The following is a 19,633-nucleotide window of genomic DNA, read 5'->3' as shown; positions in this document are numbered from 1 at the left end:
CAAGTTTGTTTCAAATTCAATTCAATATATAAGATTAGGAAGGCTGATTAATAGACAATGCATAAAGAATGTAATGAATCTTTTTTTTTTGATATCTTTGCTAGAAAAAGCAATAATTATTGTTGCTTTAATGGTTATTTCGTATATTAGTATATCGTTACTTTTTGTTCGTTCATATGTTACATTAGACAAATATGAATCTGTATATTTTGTAAAGAATTCGGGGGTTATTATTCTACTGATTCCATGTTTTCTATTATTAGTATTTCTTATTTTAAAAATTGCAGGAAAAATTTCTGATAAACATATATTTATTGTTTTTTCAATTGTATATTTAATGCTTTCTCTTTATCTAATTACTCATGTAGATCAAAATTTACGTGCTGATGCAAGAGTTCTTTTTAACTCAGCTTATGAATTTAATCACAAAAATTATGAGTCTTTAAAACCGGGGAATTATGTAGCTATTTACCCACACCAATTAGGATTTATATCTTTTGAGCGTTTAATGATACATATTTATAATTCTCCAAAAATTATTTTTCTTGTTAACGCTCTATCGGCAATTGGAATCAATTTTTTTCAATGGAAAATTACTGATATTTTATTTTCGAAAAATGAGAACATTAGCAAAATATCAATTATTCTATCTTTTCTGTTTTTGCCTCAATTGTTTTTCATTTTATTTGCCTATGGATTAATTTTAGGATTATTCCTCTTTTATTGCTGTCTTTACTTTACTTTCAAATTTTTTAAAACGAGAAAAGGGGTCTATGCTATTATTAGTATATTTCCATTAATAGCCAGCTACTTTATAAAGAATAATTTCTTAATAGGAATTATAGCTATAATGGTCATCAATCTATTTTTTATTTTAAGGAGTAAAGAAACCATCAGTGGTCTTTTACTATTATTAATTCCAATAATTTTTATTTTCTCAAACTCTCTTTTGAATCATACTTATGAAAGAAGTTCAGGGTATAAAATTGAAAATAGCATGCCAAAAAGTTTATTCGTCGCTATGGGTTTACAAGATGATCAAAACGCTTCAGTTTATCCTGGATGGTATAACGGCTATACTCGAAAAGTATTAAGCAGTGTGAATTTTAATTCAAAAAAGGCGGATGTTATTGGGAAAGAAGAAATTACAGAACGTATTAAGTATTTTAAAGAAAATCCAGCCTATACATTTGCTTTTTTCAAAGGGAAAATAACTTCGACTTGGAATGATCCAATGTTTCAATCTGTATGGTCTGGACCCCTGGAAAGTACACAACAGTATACCCATTCTAGAATCTTAAAAGAAATATATAATGGAAAAAGGATGTATGGTTTGCTGACTATGTTCATGAACGTATACATGGTAGTTATGCTTGGTGGAGCCTGTATCTCTTTTTTTATCTCAATTAAAAAAGAGCAAAATAGTATTTTTTTTATTTATGTTTTGTTTTGTAGCACATTTTTCATTGGTGGTTTCCTGTTTCATCTTATGTGGGAGACCAAAAGTCAGTATGTATATCCCTATTTGACAACTTTAATACCATGTTGCTCTTTTCTATTAAGCAAGATAGTGAGTTTTAGTAGTTCAAAACTTAAAGCCAATTAACTTTCTTTACGAAAAAAAGAAACATAGAATATTTTATGATAGAATAAAACTTGAACTTTTGGTTCTAAAAAAAAGTTTTAAAGGGGAAGAGAAAATGGAAGGCATTTTGGCTGTGGTCGTTCCTTGTTATAACGAAGAAGAAATGTTGGATTACACCGCAGAAAAGTTAAAGGGAAAGTTAATTGAATTAATTAATCAAGGTAAAATATCAAGAAAAAGTTACATCGTTTTTGTGGATGACGGCTCAAAAGACCAAACATGGAATAAAATTTCTGAACTCTCGAAAAATTGTTCTATTTATGTGGGAATTAAACTGTCTAAAAATCAAGGGCATCAGAATGCATTGTTAGCTGGGTTGATGAGTGTTAAAAATCAGTGCGATATGTCCATCTCAATTGACGCAGATTTGCAAGATGATATTAATTGTTTTGATGCTATGATTGAGAAATTTTATGAAGGAAATGAAATTGTTTACGGAGTCAGAAATAATCGTGATAAAGACTCAGTCTTCAAAAGGTTTACAGCTCAGGCTTATTATAAAATTTTAAAGAGTTTGGGAGCAAATATCGTTTATAATCATGCTGATTTTCGCTTGATGAGTAATCTAGCTTTAGAGGGTTTATCAAATTTTTCTGAAGTGAATTTATTTTTAAGAGGCTTAGTACCAATGATTGGTTACAGCAGTGCTTCAGTCTATTATATTCGGGAAGAACGATTGGCTGGAGAGAGTAAGTATCCATTAAAAAAAATGCTTTTCTTTGCTTTCGAGGGAATTACCTCATTGAGTGTTTCTTTGCTACGGTTCATCACAATTTTGGGAGGTATTGTATCACTGATTAGTATAATAATGCTATTTTATATTCTTATACGTCATTTTCAGAATCAAACAATTTCTGGATGGAGTAGCCTAATCGTCTCAGTTTGGTTTTTAGGAGGAATAATATTGTTCTCATTAGGAATTATTGGAGAATATGTTGGAAAGATATATCTAGAAACAAAGAAGAGACCTAAGTATATTATTGAGGAAATTTCTCAAAGTAAGTGAGCTGAATAGTATGAACAGAATTGTGAACTATTTATTTGAACGAATTAACTATTTTTTCCTTTTTTTTGCAGGACTAACTTTTTTTGGAGCTATTCGTTCGAGTAATTTAAATCTATTTGAGATATCTAGTAAAATTGCTTTTTTGATCATTTTTTTAATTATTTTTCTTTTTATTGTATGTTCTCACCATATTCTACGTCTTCAAAGTTTATCAATAGCTAAAAAAGTATTATTAGTTTTTAATAAAAAATTACCGTTGATCACCCTTCTTCTGTTCTTGGCAATTGTAATAGCACAAATCTTTATTCTACTTAATGTGACAACCGCTATTGGCTGGGATGTAGGGGCCGTTATTTCTGGAGTGAGTACCCCAAAAATAATGAATGATTATTTATCACTGTACCCAAACAATCAATTGTATTTTTTTCTCATGTATTTGTACAATAGTATAATATCTTTTTTTATACCTAGTCTTGATGGTCAATGGATAATTTTTCAATTACTTAATATAGCTTTCATTGATATAGCTGCAATATTATTGTATAAAGCAACCAAAGGTTTATTCAATAAGAGTGTAGCTTACTTGTGTTTTTATTTATATATGTTTCTGTTTATGCTATCGCCTTGGATTATGGTTCCATACACTGACCAGATTAGTCTTCTTTTAGTAACAACCGTCTTATATTTGTATGCTAATTTAAAAGATGTTTCGGGTATATCTTATTTTGTAGCAATAATCGTCATTGGATTAGTCATAGGTATATCGTTTTTGATTAAACCCTCTTCAATTGTATATTTCATCGCTTGGATCATTATAGAGTTATTAAAGTGTATAAAAAATAATCGTTTTACTTTAAAGAATATCGTAATACTGATCCTTATTCTAGGATCAATCTGCTTGCCAGTCGTTAGTTTCAAAGGCTTTATGAGTCACCAAACTGTTGTTAAAATTGACTCAAATAAAGCAATGCCTTGGACTCATTTTGTGATGATGGGAATCTCTGGCAGTGGAGGATATAATTCTGGCGATGTTGAACGCGATAAAAAAATAATTGATCCTATTCTGCGAAAGAAATCTAATATCGAGGTGATTAAGCAACGTTTGGCTGATCACAAAATAGCAGGATATGTAAAGTTTCTGGTTCAAAAACACTTCAATAACACTGACCGCGGAGATTTTGGGTGGGGTAGGGATGGAACTCCTCAAGTACCCGAAAAGCAGTCTAAGAATAAGGTTCAATCTTTTTTGAGGGATACATATTATCAACAAGGAGCAAAAACGAATAACGTCCGTTTTATTATGCAAATTATTTGGCTATTGATTATAGTAGGAATGATATATTCTTTTAAATTAAATCAAGATTTCGATTTTTATGTTTTACTTTGTATTAAACTAACGATTGTTGGAGCTTTTCTTTATTTATTGATTTTTGAGGGTGGAAGATCAAGATATTTAATTCAATATTTACCATTCTTTCTTATCATAGCTTCATCAGGTTGGATAAATTTTTTTTATGATTTCAGAAAAAAGAAGAATCCGAGTCTATTTGAAAAATAAGTTATATACAAAAGATCGACTAACTTCTTATAATCTATCATGGGATATAGCACAAATGATATTCGACATTAGCTTAAGAAATGTAATAGATAAACAACGTTAGCTTAATTTTACTAGGTTGATGTTTTCTGTCTATTATTTTAGGCTCTAAGTAAAGTAACATTGTTCTCAGTGAATCGCTTAAAGAAAATGCTTCGGTGTTTTCTTTTTTCTTTGCCCAAATGATGTAGTAAAGGTTCTGTTGAATCAGAATTCGCATAGGAAGGTAACGAAAAGCTCTAAAACCAACTCCACTCTCTCGATTACTTTAATTAGGTTATTTTTTTCTTCAATTTTCCGATTTGAATACGATTAGTTTGTAGCGTTAATAATTGCTTATTGGTTTTTATTAAAGTAAAGAAACGCTTTTTTAATGCTGGATCAAGTATTGTGGGTAAGTGATCAATTCGTTCATAAAGGACTTTATAATCTTTGGTATCAAAAGCATCTAATAGACCCTGATACACTTATAGCTTGTCCTTAAATGCTCGTCGATTGTTAATAAATAGTCTCATAATTCAGATCCCGTCATGTGTTTCTGTTGAAAATACAGATATCATTTGAGTGGAGAATAATTGATTTTTCTATTTTTCTTCAAAATTGTTAGTCAATACATCTTAAGCTTGCGGTAATTTTTCATGGATTACGGGTCTCTCTTTTTCAAGTGACTACTGGTTTTATCCGTTGTTTATTAAGCACTCGATTGATTTGATGGATCACATGGAAGCGATTGATGGACTTCTTAGCATTATATGTAAAACTCAAGAAATAGGCGTTCAACTTATACCTTCTTCAATCTTTTAAAATATCAAAGAATTCTCCGTATCAGCATCACTGAGAATAATAAAATACATGACTCTCTGAAAGTATTTATACTTATCAATCAATAGATGCTTGGGTAAGTAATTTGACTTAAGATATGGTTCTTCAAAAAAATTCAACACCCGTTCGACCGTTTTAGACGAAATGAAATACCGCTGAGCGATATCTTTCATAGAATTTTTCATTCAGCTCATCAGCATTCTCCTATTTAAGAGATAACAGTTTTCTGCGACATAATACGTTTTAGCTGAAAATGTGTATAAACATTGTTGACAATAAAATTGTTGTTTATAAAGATAAGTAGGAACTTCTTTATATGGGAGTAATTGAATCTAGCTATTTTTATATGCGTGATGAATGACGGAATCGTTACCAAAACATTGATACGAGGAGGTAGATAGCTCAGCCGACCGGTGAAGACAGTTGGATATCGACAATAGACTATTTCTTTTGAGACATCTCTCTAGGTAGGAAGAGTGATATTGAAATCGTTAGTCTTTAGGCTCTGCTTGATGGTTTTGTTTAGGGAAAATTGTCTTTAACTTTGATATTCTTACTTATTGGACATTTGCTTAGCCTCCTACGATTGATTTTAGCGGGAGAATCAATATGTCTTTTTGTATAAAAAAATTGGTGCTCTCACTCATTAGGAGTAACAACACCAAATATTATAGAACCTCAATTTAATGAGATTTAATTAATACCCGCGATTTAGCTCTATTTGATTAATGGATAATTTTTTATTTGCGACATAGCTTTTTAAATTTTCTAAAAGGATTTTCATAAATTTATTTTGGAAATCGATAGTCATTCCAGAAATATGTGGGGTAATCAAAATATTATCAAATCTCCATAATGGACTATCTTTTGGTAAAGGTTCTTCTTCAAAAACATCAAGTGCTGCAAAAGAAAAGTATTTTTCTTCAAGTGCAGTTACTAACTCTTTAGTATGAACAGTATCCCCACGTCCAACATTTACAAATACAGCAGATTTTTTCATTTTTTCAAAGATATCACTATTAAAAATATGATAGGTCTCGTGTGTTCCAGGAAGTATCCCTACTACAATGTCCATCTCGGGAACAATCTTCGCCATATTTTTGATGGAATAGGTTTCAACGAATCCATCGGCAGGGTGTCCAGTAGTATTAATCCCATAAACACTTACACCTAAGCTGCGGATTGATTTTGAAAGCTGTTGACCAATGTGTCCAGTCCCAACAACAAGCAAGTTTTTTCCAGCAAGCTGATCGTAATGAATGGATTCTTGTGCCCATTCATTACGACTTTGTTTTTTGACAGCTTCATTCAATCCACGATAATAGCCCAGTAGAACGCCAATAATGTGTTCGCTAATGGAAAGAGCGTGAATCCCGCTGCCATTTGATAATATAATATCCTGTTCTGAAAACTTGTCCAATGGCAAATAGTCTACACCAGCTGAAATGGATTGAACCCATTTTAATTGTTGAGTTGCCAGTAATTGATCTTCGAATTTCTTTGCCCAGCCTACAGATATTTCAACATCTGGTATATCTTTTTCGGTCAGCGATGTTTTGATTTGGTAATCGGGAGCAATTACTTGAATCTTTTTGATAAACTCTTCGCGGAATGTTTTTTGTAGAAAAATAATTGGTTTTGTCATTGTTATGCCTCTTTTCAATTTACGAATTAAATTCTCACGTTTATTCTAACAAAGCCTACGAAAAAAAACTGCTTACAGAATCGTAAGCAGTTAATTGGTTGGCAATTCAATTTTTGGAAAATAATTAATGACTCTTAAAAAGATAAATAAACTAATAAAAGTAATCAATAAACTAGAGTCAAAGTTTGGCTGAAATAATAAGACAATGGTTGCTAGGAGAGTTGGGATAGTCGCGCAAAAGATAATCGTTTTAAAACATTCAAAAAAAGTTACGCGTCGCAATCTCAATTTTGCTACGATCATTCCAGCGATACCAGCAAAAATCAGTGTTACAAATAAATTAATGAAAGAAGGATAAATTCCTGCTAGCAACATGACTAGGGGAGTCCAAATAGGCATTTCCAAATCTTCAAGACCCGATCTTAGTTTATCGCCAGTTATGCTTTTTAGTGGTTCTTGTTTGTAGGAAAATTTAAGGACGTTATCGCCAAATAGTGCTGAGCTAACCCCGCCGTAATCTGGGAGGACGACTAAAGCCTGATCTTTCAATAAACCAACACTAAAGTAGTTTCCAATTAAATCCTTTTCGACATCCTGTTGAGTGCGTTTACCTTCTGGGTCGAAGGTTAGAATAATTGAGTTTGTTTGATAAATAAATCCTTTCTCAGGTTTAACTGTTTTAATCTCGCCATCTTCAATTCTAAAATCGGGAATTTTCTCTACGATTTTCAGGCTATCGGTTTTAATCTGATTCATCACCTGAAGGGCTTGATAGACACTAGGAACGGCCAAAAGAAAACTCAAGCCCAGTAGATAAACGATCGATTTCCAGAAGGGTGTATCCTTTGCTGATTTTAGATCCTCAAAACGAATAAGGGATCCTTTGATTAATTGACGAAAAGTCATATGATCGCTCCAATCTTTTATACAAGAGCCATTGTAGCGAAGTAGCATTGAAATAACAAGGAGAACTGTAAAAATGTAAAAAGAATACAAGAAAGAATTGACTATCCTTCTTCGCTTGGGTATCGTATTTATGAAAGAACGATCAGAAAGTGAGTAATCATGAAATTTTATCAGTTGTTTAGAGATTATTTGGAAGAAAAAAGGCTATGGGAAGTTTTTATTTATCTATTTTTTGGAGGTTTAACCACTGTAGTAAACATTGTAACATTTACGTTATGCTATCAAATATTTCATTTGAATTGGCCAATATCAAATGCGATTTCTTGGGTTTTTTCTGTACTATTTGCATTTGTAACAAATAAAGTTTGGGTATTTCAATCAAAATCAGAAAATTTTATGGAACTATTCTGGGAATTTAGTAAATTTATAATAGCACGTGTTATTTCGTTCGGTATGGATATGGCTACGATGTTTTTGTTTATCGACATACTACACACAGGTAATTTGGTAGCTAAATTAATTACACAAGTTATTGTTGTAATCGCAAACTATGTATTTAGTAAACTGTTCATTTTCAAAAAAGTCGAGATCATTGAAGACGAGAAAACGAATTCTTCTCCACGCTAGGCAGATGTTTTGAAGAAGTTTGCAATGTTTGTTACAGTTGGTACATAAAGATATTTAAGGAGGAACTTGAACTATGGCTTACACTTTACCAGATCTACCTTATGATTACGAGGCGTTGGAACCTTATATCGATGTTGAAACGATGCACTTGCATCATGACAAACACCATAACACTTATGTAACGAATTTGAATGCTGCGATTGAAAAATATCCAGAATTAGGCGAACAATCAGTGGAAGAACTAGTAACAAACTTAAATGAAATTCCTGAAGATATCCGTACTGCGGTACGCAATAATGGTGGCGGACACGCTAACCACAGTTTCTTTTGGAAAATCATGGCACCAAATGCTGGTGGTGAACCAACAGGAGCAATCAAAGATGCCATTGATCAAGCATTTGGCAGCTTTGAAAAAATGAAGGAAGAATTCAAAAATGCAGCAACTGGACGCTTTGGTTCTGGCTGGGCGTGGTTAGTATTGAACAATGGTAAGTTGGAAATTACTTCAACTGCAAATCAAGATAACCCATTGACTGATGGCAAGACACCAATTATTGGTTTAGATGTTTGGGAACATGCGTATTACTTGAAATATAAAAACGTCCGTCCAGACTACATTGCCGCTTTTTGGGATGTTGTAAATTGGGATCAAGCAAACGAAAATCTAGTAAATGATAAATAACCTACTATAATTTTGAGAAGAAAGATTGGTGTAGCCAGTCTTTCTTTTTTGTTTTTTTTAGTAATGAAATGTTGACCTTCCAAAATTCTTCATATTTTTGTGGTATAAATCGTACGTAAAGGGTAGATTAAATATTAGTATTTTTTAAATTTCTGTTATTTGAAATTAATTATTTTTGCCGATTGTTGATTAGACAGATGATATATGAGAAAATGAAACGAAAAAATTCTTGATAGAGGTGTGTTATGAGTCGTTGGAAGAAAGTTATTGTAGGGTTATTGGTCCTACTCAATTTATTTATCGGTGGGATTACCTACTATGCTGTCCAAGTGACAAATGATGCCAGTAAAATGGTTGATAGTATTCGCCAGACTGTTAAGCGGACCAGTTTGAAACGTGAGGGAGACAAACCCAATATAGACAACACAGAACCTTTTTCGATTCTACTTGCGGGAGTTGATACAGGAGATCTTGGTCGTTCGGATCAAGGACGTTCGGATAGTATGATGGTCGTAACTATTAATCCGAAACAAAAAAAATCAACGATTGTCAGTTTGGATAGAGATATTTTAACGAAAATAGTCGGATACGGTACGAATGATAAACTGAATCATGCTTACGCATTTGGTGGTGTGAAAATGTCACTGGATACGATTGAAACATTGCTAGATATTCCGCTAGATCATTATGTATCAATCAATATGCGTGGGTTGAAGGATCTAATTGATGCGGTTGGTGGTATCGAAGTAAATAATAAAATTGATTTTACTTTAGATGGGATTCATGTACCTAAAGGAAAACAAACGTTAGATGGAGAAAAGGGGTTGGCTTATGCGCGGATGCGTTATGAGGATCCTGAAGGCGACGTCGGTCGGCAAAGACGCCAGCGGGAAGTTGTAACCAAAATTTTGCGTAAGGCAATGTCGATTAATGGTGTAGGAAATTATAAAAAAATACTTAAAGCAGTCGAAAAAAATATGAAGACTGATTTATCGTGGGACGATATGCTTGATATTGGCACCAATTATCTCTCTGCATTTGACACTATCAAACAAAAGCAATTGGTTGGTAAAAGCCAAATAATTGATGAAATCTATTATCAAATCGTAGGTACAAATGAATTATTGGCTATCCAAAATACGTTGAAGAAACAATTAGAATTACCAACGGCAACAACTTTGCCAAACTTGAAGGAACAAGATGCTAACAGCCTATTTTACGATGATTCTGATGGTAAAGCTAGCGAAGATACAAGTCAGTTTGCTCCAGGCTATGATAATCCGAATAACTATGACGAAAATGGTGTATATGGTGACTCGGCAAATTCCGAAAGTAGCTATGGACAGTCAACTGATAATCAGGGATATACTGAACCAAATCAAGGTTATGGCGGAGCTACTGATCCAAACGAACCTCAACAAAATGATGTCTACGTACAACCGGCGGCTGGATACTAAAATAAATAGTCTCATAACTGAAAAATGCTTAAAAAAACGAACGAAACATCTCTATCTTTTATGATAGTAGATGTTCCGTTCGTTTTTGCTATAAGCTCAAGTTTTGAATTATTTCCTAGACAATTTTACAACGACTTCACAGCGGGCTGTTTGGGGAAACATATCAACAGACTGCAAATAGTCTACGCGATAAATTTTCGCAAGGCTAACTAGATCACGGGCCAAAGTGGAGACATTACATGAAATATAGACCATTTGCGGGCTAGGTGATTCTTGAATCGCTTTAAGTAATTGATTGTCTAAACCTGTTCGTGGCGGATCAACCACAATTGCATCAGGGGCGAAGCCGTCTTTTAACCACTTTGGTAGTAAACTTTCAGCCGTTCCGACTTCGTAATGAGTATTGGTTAAGTTCATCGCCTGTGCATTTTTCTTTGCATCATGGATGGCTTGCGGGATAATATCCATTCCTCGAACTTCCTTCGCGTTTTTAGCTAATGACAACCCAATTGTGCCAACGCCACAATAAGCGTCTACCACAGTCTTAGGAGTCGTTAAATCCAGAGCATTGATGGCTTCTTGATAAAGCACCTTCGTTTGCTGCGGATTTAATTGGAAAAATGCTCGCGGCGAAAGCTCAAAGCTGACTTCATTGATTTTTTCGTTAATGACTTCTTTGCCCCAAAGATGAACAGTCTCATCTCCCATGACTACTGAGGTTTTCTTCTCTTGGATATTTTGCATGATCGAGACAATTTCTGGTAAACGATTCGTGATTTCTCGAATCAATGTGTTCTTCTGTGGCAGTTTCTTAGTTTTTGTAATTAGAACTAATTGCACTTCACCGGTTTCGATACCAATCCGCACCATCAAAGTACGCAAAATACCTGAATTTGAACGTTCATCATAAATTGGCAGATCATATTTCGTTAGTAAATTTACGACCGTATTAATGACTTTTTGAGTGGTTGGTTCTTGGACCAAACAATCTTTGATCGGAACCAATTGATGAGATTCCGCTTGATAAAGTCCCGCTTCGACCTGATTGGTCTTTTTATTTTTTCGCAATTGAAATTGCGCTTTATTGCGATAATGCCAAGGCTCCTCCATGCCAATGGTATTGCGCAATTCGAATTTTTGATAGCCTTCGGGTTTATATTTCTCCAAAGCCTGACGGAGCAAATCCTTCTTAAAGTCTAACTGTTTGCTGTAGACTAGATGCTGAAGCTGACAACCGCCGCATTCCTCATAAACTGGACATGGAGGAGTGATACGATCGGGACTTTTTTTCGTAATTTTTACTAAGCGAGCTTCCGCAAAACGGGGGGTTGCTTTTGTGATTCGTGCGATCACCGTTTCATTAGGTAGGGCACCGGTAACAAAAACAATTAATCGTTTATAGTATGCAATACCTTCACCGTTGATACCGAGCCGCTTTATTTTCAGTGTTAATGTTTGATTGGGTTTAAGTTGAACAGCCATATTTAGCCTCTTTCTCAAAAGTGTATTTTCAGCTTTTAAAGCGCAATTCATTTTAGCATATTTTTATCGATTGGTTGATTATCTGTGATAGAATTAGTTTTTGCAAGGATCGAAAGGCTATTTTTTATAGATTATCCAGGAAATATAAGGGAGGGAATAGGATGTTGACAGTAGTAAAAATTAGTCAAGGTCGTGGGCCTTACTATAAAGTAGAATTTTCCAATGGTGAGAAGTTGCGATTATCTGAAGATACAGTCGTGCGTCACCGCTTACTCAAAGGGCAAGAATTGGATCAGGAATTACTAGAGGAGATCAAGCAGGAAGGCAAAGAAGATTTGGGATTTCAGCTTGCTTTAAATTATTTGAGTTATCAATTACGGACGGAAAAAGAGCTTCGCACTTATCTAAAAGAAAATGAGATTGAAAGTGCTGATCAACAAAAAATCGTTGAACGTTTGAAAGAAATGGATTTACTGAATGATCTTGTCTATGGAGAAAGCTATGTTCGCACGCAAATGCGCATAGGAGATAAAGGTCCGCGAGTTTTACAGCAAAAGCTGAAACAAAAAGGGCTGGATGATACAGATATTCAACAAGCTTTGTATCTTTATGAAGCAGATGAACAATTTCAAGTTGCTGCTCATACAGCAAAAAAGGCGATGCGAAAATTTCATCATAGCAGCCCGCGCGAAGTTCAACGGAAAGTTCAACAATTACTGATGACGAAAGGTTTCAACAGCGACATCAGTAAAAATGTATTAGCCGAACTTGATTTTTCTGAAATCGAGGAGCAAGAGACGTATGCATTAGAGCTTCAAGGTGAGAAACTTTGGCGCAAGAATCAACGATTTGAACCAGCAAAACGGCGACAAAAGGTCAAACAGAGTTTGTATCAAAAGGGATTTCAGCTAGATCAGATCGATGCCTTTATTCGTGGAAAAGAGGAAGATGATGAGTAGAGGTTGGGAAATTTGGTCAGATTCCGACGTGGAACAATTTCAAGTAGATTTTCTAAATTGGTACCAGCAGGAGAAGCGTAACCTTCCTTGGCGTTATAATCATGATCCTTATCGCATCTGGATATCAGAGATCATGTTGCAACAAACACGTGTCGATACTGTGATTGATTATTTTTATCGATTTATGGAGCGATTTCCAACGATTCAAGCGTTAGCAGAGGCACCAGAGGACAAATTACTGAAAGTTTGGGAAGGGTTAGGGTATTATTCTCGGGCTCGTAATTTGCAGGCTGCGGCAAAACAGATTATTGAAGAGTTCGGTGGGGAGTTTCCAAAAACGGTCGAAGAGATTCGGTCACTTAAAGGAATTGGACCATATACCGCTGGCGCTATTAGCAGTATTGCTTTCGAAATCCCAGAACCTGCGATCGATGGAAATGTGATGCGAGTCGTTAGCAGACTATTTTGTATTGAAGCAGATATTGCGAAAGCAAGTAGTCGAACCGTTTTTGATGAAGCGATGCGTAAGATCATCAGTCAAAAGCAGCCAGGGGACTTTAATCAAGCGATGATGGATTTAGGCTCCAGTATTTGTACACCGACGAATCCGCAATGTGAAATCTGTCCGATTCAACAATTTTGTCAGGCTTACCGGGAGGGACATCAAACCGATTTTCCAGTGAAATCGAAAAAACAAAAACCAAAAGACGTTTATTATGTAGCTGGTATTATTGAAAATAAAGAGCAAGAGATTTTTCTTCAACAACGCCCAGAAATCGGGCTATTAGCGAATATGTGGCTCTTCCCTTTAGAAGAAATTTCGTCAGCGCGATTCAGCGAATTGCAGGAACAATATGATCCTAATAGCTGGGATCTATTTTCCAGTTCTCAGGTGGCTGAGGATAGTCCAGATTTCTTTCCTGAACAACATGTCATCTGGCAAAAAAAAGTTCTCGGTGAAATCAAACATGTTTTCAGTCATTTACGTTGGCATATTCTTATTTTTTATGGTCGAAGTGCCACACCGTTAACGATTGCCGGTCGCTGGGTGAAACCAAAAGATTTTTCCAATTACGTTTTTCCAAAACCACAGCAAAAAATGTTGGAAGTTTTTGAAAATTATCTAGCTGACGACAAAGATTAGTAGGCAATCTTAGATTTTATTGCTATAATAATTCTGATGTCGGTGTGATAACACCCAAACAAATGCGAAAACTTTTTCGCTGAGGGAAGGGTAGCTATGGGAGTTCCAAAAGAAGGAGAGTTTGTGACGATTAAAAGTTACAAGCACGACGGCAGTTTGCATCGAACGTGGCGTGATACCATGGTATTAAAAACAAGTGAGTGTTCACTGATCGGCTTAAATGACCATACATTGGTCACAGAATCAGATGGCAGGAGATGGGTCACTCGCGAACCAGCAATCGTTTATTTCCATCAAAAATACTGGTTCAACATAATAGCAATGATTCGAGAGAAGGGAGTTTCTTATTATTGTAATCTAGCATCACCGTATGTATTAGATGACGAGGCACTAAAATATATTGATTATGATTTAGATGTCAAAGTTTTTCCGGATGGCGAGAAACGTCTGTTAGACGTGGATGAATATGAAGCCCATAGTCAGCAAATGCATTACTCTAAAGAAATTGATTATATTCTAAAGGAAAATGTCAAGATCTTAGTGGACTGGATCAACAATGATAAGGGGCCGTTTTCTCAAGGCTATATTGATATTTGGTATGATCGTTACAAGCAATTGTCGCGAAAGTAGAAAGAAAAGACTGTGCCAAAATAATTGGGACAGTCTTTTTTGCCGTTTATACTAACGCTAAAAATGTTACTAATAGCATTATAGTTCTTTCTTCATATGCACGTGCGCAATTCCAGCATCTTCGAAAATATCTCCGTAAGTAACGTAACCTAGTTTTTTATAAAATTTTTCTGCTGATAATTGCGCACCTAATTTGATTGCTTTGAAATGCTGCTGTTTCGCAAACGTTTCGGCTTCAGCAATGATTTCAGTTCCAAGATTTTTACCACGGTATTCTTTTAAAACAGCCATCCGTTGTAGTTTAAATGTTTGATCATCCAAAGGCAATAGTCTTACAGTCGCTGCAGGTTTCTTGTCCTCTGTATATAGAACGAAGTGAATGGAATACGCTTCGTTTCCGTCGATTTCTAGATTGGCAGGTACACCTTGCTCTTGGACAAAGACCTTTTGCCGGATGCGAACAGCATCGAGATAAATATCGCTCATCGTATCCTTAGTAATTAAAATTTTCATAATGACACCTTCCTCAAGGGGATTTTTCTCCACATGATGTATACTATAAACTAAATCTAAAAAAAGGAGTAGACGAATGTTTGAGAAAATTAAAAATTCAAAATTAATGTTCTGGTCGGTAGAAATTTTGATCATCGCGACCTTGATTTTAGTTTCATCAAAAATTGATTTTGTTTTTCAACCAATCGGCACGTTTTTTACCACATTGTTTGCACCGATTTTGATCGCTGGCTTTTTATATTATTTATTGAATCCGTTAGTGAACTTATTAATGAAATTGGGTGTCAAGCGTCTAGTGGCAATTGCACTGATTTTTATTTTATTGATCGGAATGATCGTAATAATTTTCATGAGTGTCATCCCTAACCTGGTGGAGCAATTGGTTTCTTTAGCTAAGAATATTCCGGGATTTGTCAGCAATATGCAAAATTGGCTGCAAGAATTAGCGGATAGAGCAACCCGATTCCCACTCTTTAAGGAATTGGATGTTGATAAATATATCAGCAACTTAGATGTTTCAGCGGGAAGTATTATTCAGCAATCCTTAACTGGAGTGACAAATGGCTTAGGTTCCGTTATAGGAAAGATTACAACGGTAGTGCTATTATTGATTACGGTGCCTTTTATTTTATTCTATATGTTAAAGGATGGCGAAAAACTGGTCCCAAATATTGAGCGTCTTTTCCCAGAAAAGCAAAGAGAAAATATCAAGGGACTCTTACAACAGCTAAATAAAACCTTGTCTGATTATATTAGCGGACAAGCAATCGAGTGTTTGTTTGTAGGAACATTTACCTTTTTAGGGTATTTACTGATCGGTGTCGATTATGCCTTTTTATTTGGAGTAATTGCTGGCTTAACGAATTTAATTCCTTACTTAGGACCTTATCTGGGTCTAGCGCCCGCATTAATCTATACATTTTTTGATTCACCAACCAAGGCATTGCTCTGTATATTAATCGTACTGGTCGTACAACAAGTTGACGGGAATGTCATCTATCCGAACGTAATTGGAAAATCTTTGAATATTCATCCATTGACGATTATTTTAATTTTATTAGTTGCTGGGAATCTATCTGGTATATTGGGTGTCTTTTTAGGGGTACCTGTTTATGCCATTTTACGTACTTTAGTCATTTTCGTGGTTAAGATCGTTAAGCAAAGTAAGCAGGAAGAGCGTGAACAGGAATTTTTAAGCTAGTCGATCGTGCATCATTCGGAAAAGATTGCATAAAAACAAGTGATGTGATACGATTTTATCGTGGCCTTTGTGCCACTTTTTTTACACTTAAAAATAAGGAGCGAATGCAATTATGAATGCTGACCCCGATAGTCAGTCGTTAATCTTACAACTAGGGTTATTAGTAATTTTAACGTTAATCAACGGATTTTTAGCTGCGGCTGAAATTTCGGTGGTGTCGGTCAATAAAAACCGAGTAGAACAAAAGGCGGATGAAGGGAACCCAAAATCAAAAAGATTATTAGAGGTTATTGAAAGTCCGAATAATTTCTTGTCAACGATCCAAGTTGGGATCACTTTAGTCAACATCTTGTCAGGGGCTTCCTTGGCGGATAGCTTGTCTGCTCGTTTGGCGCCTTTATTAGGTGGAAGTGCACTTGCACGGACAGCTTCTGCGGCGATCGTCATGATATTATTGACTTATGTATCGATTGTATTTGGAGAATTATATCCCAAACGAATTGCCATGACCAAGACCGAAGAAGTGGCACAGTTTACCTCTGGTGTGGTTCGTAAAATCGGAATAGTTACGAAGCCTTTCGTTTGGTTATTAACGGCTTCAACGAACTTATTAGCGAAAATTACGCCGATGAAGTTTGATGATGAAGACACAAAAATGACCCGCGACGAAATGCGTTATATGTTAGAAAATGAAGGCGTACTAGACAACGATGAGATCGAGATGCTGCAAGGTGTCTTCTCATTAGACACGAAGGTTGCTCGTGAAGTGATGGTTCCTCGAACAGATTCTTTCATGATCGATATCAATGATCCAGTGTTGGAAAGTATTGATGAGATCTTGAATGAAAGCTATTCACGAATTCCAGTGTATGATGATGATAAGGATAAAGTCGTAGGGATCTTACACACGAAGACTTTATTGAAGGCAGCTCGACAGTTCGGGTTTGAAAATGTTAATTTGCAGAAGATTTTACAAGAACCGCTATTCGTACCAGAAACAATTTTCATTGATGATTTATTATATGAGTTGAAGAAAACCCAAAATCAAATGTCGATACTACTAGATGAGTACGGCGGTATGGTTGGATTAGTGACTTTAGAAGATTTGTTAGAAGAAATCGTTGGGGAGATTGATGATGAATCCGACGAAGTTGAAAAACTTTATGAAAAAGTCGGGGACAACGAATACTTGATCAATGGGAAGATGCTGATTGACGAGTTTAACGAAGAGTTTGGCTTGAACTTGCATATGAGTGATGTCGATACGATGGCAGGATATTTGATCACAGCTTTGGGAACAATTCCTGATCAAGGGGAAAAACTTTCCTTTGACGTTGACGATTTAACCTTAATTTCTGAGGAAATGGAAGGTTCTCGCGTTTTGACGTTACGGGCGATTTTCCATCCCGAAGAACATGAGAATGCTGAACCAGAAGAAGAACGGCGTCTTTTTACTAAGGATTTTGAGGATGACGAGCCTCGCCGCTAAAAAAATGATCACAAATCAGGTCTTGATCCCATATTAGGAGATCAAGACCTGATTTTTGTCAAAGCTAGGTTTTATGAATATAGAAAACACTCAGAAATGTGAGCATTAGTCAGTGCTTAAGAATGAGCGATTCAACTTTCCATCAGAGTAAAATCCATGCTATACTGATTGGGTTGAAATTTGAAAGATAGATAGATGAATGGAGCAATAGAATGAACAATCCTAATTTAGAACAACAAGTAGATAGCCGGCGTACATTCGCGATTATTTCCCATCCGGATGCTGGTAAGACGACGATTACTGAACAGTTATTATTATTTGGCGGCGCAATCCGCCAGGCTGGTACAGTTAAAGGGAAAAAGACTGGGAATTTTGCAAAATCTGACTGGATGGATATTGAAAAACAACGTGGGATCTCTGTTACAAGTTCAGTTATGCAGTTTGATTTCGATGGAAAACGAGTAAATATTTTAGATACGCCAGGGCACGAAGATTTTTCAGAGGATACGTACCGTACATTAATGGCAGTCGATAGTGCTGTAATGGTTATTGACAGTGCTAAGGGGATCGAAGCACAAACTAAAAAACTGTTTCAAGTTGTTAAGCGTCGGGGAATCCCAATCTTTACTTTCATCAATAAATTGGACCGTGACGGTCGTGAGCCTTTAGAATTATTGGAAGAGTTGGAAGAGTTATTGAATATTGAGTCTTATCCTATGAACTGGCCAATTGGTATGGGAAAAGGTTTGGAAGGGATTTATGATATTCATAATGAACGAATCGAATTCTATCGTCCTGAACAATATGAAGGAGAGCGATTTGTAAAACTGACGGATGGCGAAATCGCAGGGGATCATCCGTTAAAAGAAAAATCTATTTATGAAGATGTTATCGGGGAAGTCGAATTAGTTCGAGAAGCTGGCGATCAATTTGATCTTAATAAAATCGAACGTGGCGAGCAAACCCCTGTCTTCTTCGGATCGGCATTAACAAATTTTGGTGTGGAAACATTTTTGGAAACATTTGTTGACCTTGCACCGAAACCGCATGCTCATAAAACAGAAGAAGGAGAGGCCGTCTCTCCTTATGAAGAAGAGTTCTCCGGATTTGTTTTCAAAATCCAGGCAAATATGAATCCGAATCATCGCGACCGTATTGCTTTTGTTCGGGTATGTTCAGGGACCTTTGAACGCGGTATGGATGTCACTCTTGGCCGTACGAGCAAAAAAATGAAATTAAGCAATGTTACTCAGTTTATGGCAGATGCACGTGAAAATGTAGAAGAGGCTGTTGCTGGCGATATCATCGGGGTCTACGATACAGGGAATTATCAAATTGGTGATACCTTATATGAAGGAAAACTGAAAGTAGCATATGAGGAATTGCCATCCTTCACACCGGAACTATTTATGAAAGTCACTGCTAAGAATGTGATGAAGCAAAAATCATTCCATAAGGGCATTTATCAATTGGTTCAAGAAGGAGCGATCCAATTGTATAAGACTTATTTGACGGATGAATATATTATCGGCGCGGTTGGTCAGTTGCAGTTTGAGGTTTTCCAACACCGTATGCTAAACGAGTACAATGCGGAAGTAGTTATGACGCCAATGGGGAATAAAATTGCGCGCTGGATTGATCCTGAACAATTAGATGAACGAATGAGTTCAAGTCGGAATATCCTTGCTAAAGACCGTTTTGATCAACCATTATTCCTTTTCGAAAATCAATTTGCAATGCGCTGGTTTGCTGATAAATATCCAGATGTCGAGTTGAAGAGCTTGATGTAGAAGAAAAAGAAATTTATGGATTGTGAATCGGTCCTTAA

17 protein-coding genes are annotated in these 19,633 nt (G+C 35.6%); 12 read left to right on the top strand and 5 right to left on the bottom strand.

The window, feature by feature from the left end:
• The first annotated feature begins 73 nt into the window (after positions 1-73).
• The 3 genes from IGI44_RS11110 (at position 74) to IGI44_RS11100 (ending at position 4,209) form a co-directional block, all read left to right on the top strand.
• Positions 74-1,606 carry a hypothetical protein gene (locus tag IGI44_RS11110; protein ID WP_438787790.1) on the top strand — a complete coding sequence of 511 codons (1,533 nt, stop codon included), beginning with the start codon at positions 74-76 and terminating at the stop codon, positions 1,604-1,606.
• 94 nt (positions 1,607-1,700) lie between these two features.
• Positions 1,701-2,651, top strand: a complete 951-nt coding sequence (locus IGI44_RS11105; protein ID WP_438787789.1) for a glycosyltransferase family 2 protein — start codon at positions 1,701-1,703, stop codon at positions 2,649-2,651.
• Positions 2,652-2,661: 10 nt separating this feature from the next.
• On the top strand, positions 2,662-4,209 hold the full coding sequence (locus IGI44_RS11100) for a hypothetical protein (protein ID WP_438787788.1): 1,548 nt from the start codon (positions 2,662-2,664) through the stop codon (positions 4,207-4,209).
• A 311-nt stretch (positions 4,210-4,520) separates the two neighbouring features.
• Here the strand turns inward: IGI44_RS11100 and IGI44_RS11095 are convergent, their stop codons facing one another.
• The 3 genes from IGI44_RS11095 to IGI44_RS11085 all read right to left on the bottom strand — a co-directional run bounded on the left by IGI44_RS11095 (position 4,521) and on the right by IGI44_RS11085 (position 7,621).
• The gene (locus IGI44_RS11095; protein ID WP_438787787.1) at positions 4,521-4,715 is read right to left on the bottom strand and encodes a hypothetical protein; all 195 of its coding nucleotides are present in this window, start codon (positions 4,713-4,715) and stop codon (positions 4,521-4,523) included.
• 1,052 nt (positions 4,716-5,767) lie between these two features.
• Positions 5,768-6,715, bottom strand: coding sequence for a phosphoglycerate dehydrogenase (locus tag IGI44_RS11090; RefSeq protein ID WP_438787786.1), 948 nt, complete (start codon positions 6,713-6,715; stop codon positions 5,768-5,770).
• Between the two features lie 90 nt (positions 6,716-6,805).
• Complete coding sequence (locus IGI44_RS11085; protein WP_438787785.1) at positions 6,806-7,621, bottom strand: DUF1189 domain-containing protein; 816 nt, start codon at positions 7,619-7,621, stop codon at positions 6,806-6,808.
• Positions 7,622-7,780: 159 nt separating this feature from the next.
• Between IGI44_RS11085 and IGI44_RS11080 the strand changes: the two genes are divergently transcribed.
• The 3 genes from IGI44_RS11080 (at position 7,781) to IGI44_RS11070 (ending at position 10,387) form a co-directional block, all read left to right on the top strand.
• The gene (locus IGI44_RS11080) at positions 7,781-8,248 is read left to right on the top strand and encodes a GtrA family protein (protein ID WP_438787784.1); all 468 of its coding nucleotides are present in this window, start codon (positions 7,781-7,783) and stop codon (positions 8,246-8,248) included.
• 73 nt (positions 8,249-8,321) lie between these two features.
• Positions 8,322-8,930: a superoxide dismutase gene (locus IGI44_RS11075; protein ID WP_438787783.1), complete on the top strand. Its 609-nt coding sequence runs from the start codon at positions 8,322-8,324 to the stop codon at positions 8,928-8,930.
• 245 nt (positions 8,931-9,175) lie between these two features.
• Complete coding sequence (locus IGI44_RS11070) at positions 9,176-10,387, top strand: LCP family glycopolymer transferase (RefSeq protein ID WP_438787782.1); 1,212 nt, start codon at positions 9,176-9,178, stop codon at positions 10,385-10,387.
• Between the two features lie 108 nt (positions 10,388-10,495).
• On the opposite strand, the gene rlmD is transcribed toward IGI44_RS11070, so the two are convergent.
• Positions 10,496-11,869 (bottom strand): 23S rRNA (uracil(1939)-C(5))-methyltransferase RlmD, encoded by a 1,374-nt coding sequence (rlmD, locus tag IGI44_RS11065; RefSeq protein ID WP_438787781.1) that lies wholly within the window; start codon positions 11,867-11,869, stop codon positions 10,496-10,498.
• Positions 11,870-12,030: 161 nt separating this feature from the next.
• On the opposite strand from rlmD, the gene recX reads away from it, so the two are divergent.
• The 3 genes from recX to ntdP all read left to right on the top strand — a co-directional run bounded on the left by recX (position 12,031) and on the right by ntdP (position 14,602).
• Positions 12,031-12,828 carry a recombination regulator RecX gene (gene recX, locus IGI44_RS11060; RefSeq protein WP_438787780.1) on the top strand — a complete coding sequence of 266 codons (798 nt, stop codon included), beginning with the start codon at positions 12,031-12,033 and terminating at the stop codon, positions 12,826-12,828.
• Positions 12,821-13,972: an A/G-specific adenine glycosylase gene (gene mutY / locus IGI44_RS11055; protein WP_438787779.1), complete on the top strand. Its 1,152-nt coding sequence runs from the start codon at positions 12,821-12,823 to the stop codon at positions 13,970-13,972. Before recX ends, mutY begins: the two co-directional genes overlap by 8 nt.
• Positions 13,973-14,068: 96 nt before the next feature.
• The gene (gene ntdP, locus IGI44_RS11050; protein WP_438787778.1) at positions 14,069-14,602 is read left to right on the top strand and encodes a nucleoside tri-diphosphate phosphatase; all 534 of its coding nucleotides are present in this window, start codon (positions 14,069-14,071) and stop codon (positions 14,600-14,602) included.
• A gap of 78 nt (positions 14,603-14,680) precedes the next feature.
• Here ntdP and IGI44_RS11045 read toward each other — a convergent pair whose 3' ends face one another.
• On the bottom strand, positions 14,681-15,115 hold the full coding sequence (locus tag IGI44_RS11045; protein WP_438787777.1) for a GNAT family N-acetyltransferase: 435 nt from the start codon (positions 15,113-15,115) through the stop codon (positions 14,681-14,683).
• Positions 15,116-15,191: 76 nt separating this feature from the next.
• Between IGI44_RS11045 and IGI44_RS11040 the strand changes: the two genes are divergently transcribed.
• The 3 genes from IGI44_RS11040 (at position 15,192) to IGI44_RS11030 (ending at position 19,595) form a co-directional block, all read left to right on the top strand.
• The gene (locus tag IGI44_RS11040) at positions 15,192-16,316 is read left to right on the top strand and encodes an AI-2E family transporter (RefSeq protein WP_438787776.1); all 1,125 of its coding nucleotides are present in this window, start codon (positions 15,192-15,194) and stop codon (positions 16,314-16,316) included.
• A 112-nt stretch (positions 16,317-16,428) separates the two neighbouring features.
• A complete protein-coding gene (locus IGI44_RS11035) occupies positions 16,429-17,805 on the top strand; it encodes a hemolysin family protein (RefSeq protein ID WP_438787775.1) in 1,377 nt (458 codons plus the stop codon).
• 212 nt (positions 17,806-18,017) lie between these two features.
• The gene (locus IGI44_RS11030; RefSeq protein WP_438787774.1) at positions 18,018-19,595 is read left to right on the top strand and encodes a peptide chain release factor 3; all 1,578 of its coding nucleotides are present in this window, start codon (positions 18,018-18,020) and stop codon (positions 19,593-19,595) included.
• The last annotated feature ends 38 nt before the right edge of the window (positions 19,596-19,633 follow it).

Origin of the sequence: Enterococcus sp. DIV0756, from assembly GCF_051710745.1 — a bacterium.
In the GTDB taxonomy this organism is placed as follows: domain Bacteria; phylum Bacillota; class Bacilli; order Lactobacillales; family Enterococcaceae; genus Enterococcus_A.
This window is presented reverse-complemented; position numbering and strand designations above follow the sequence as displayed.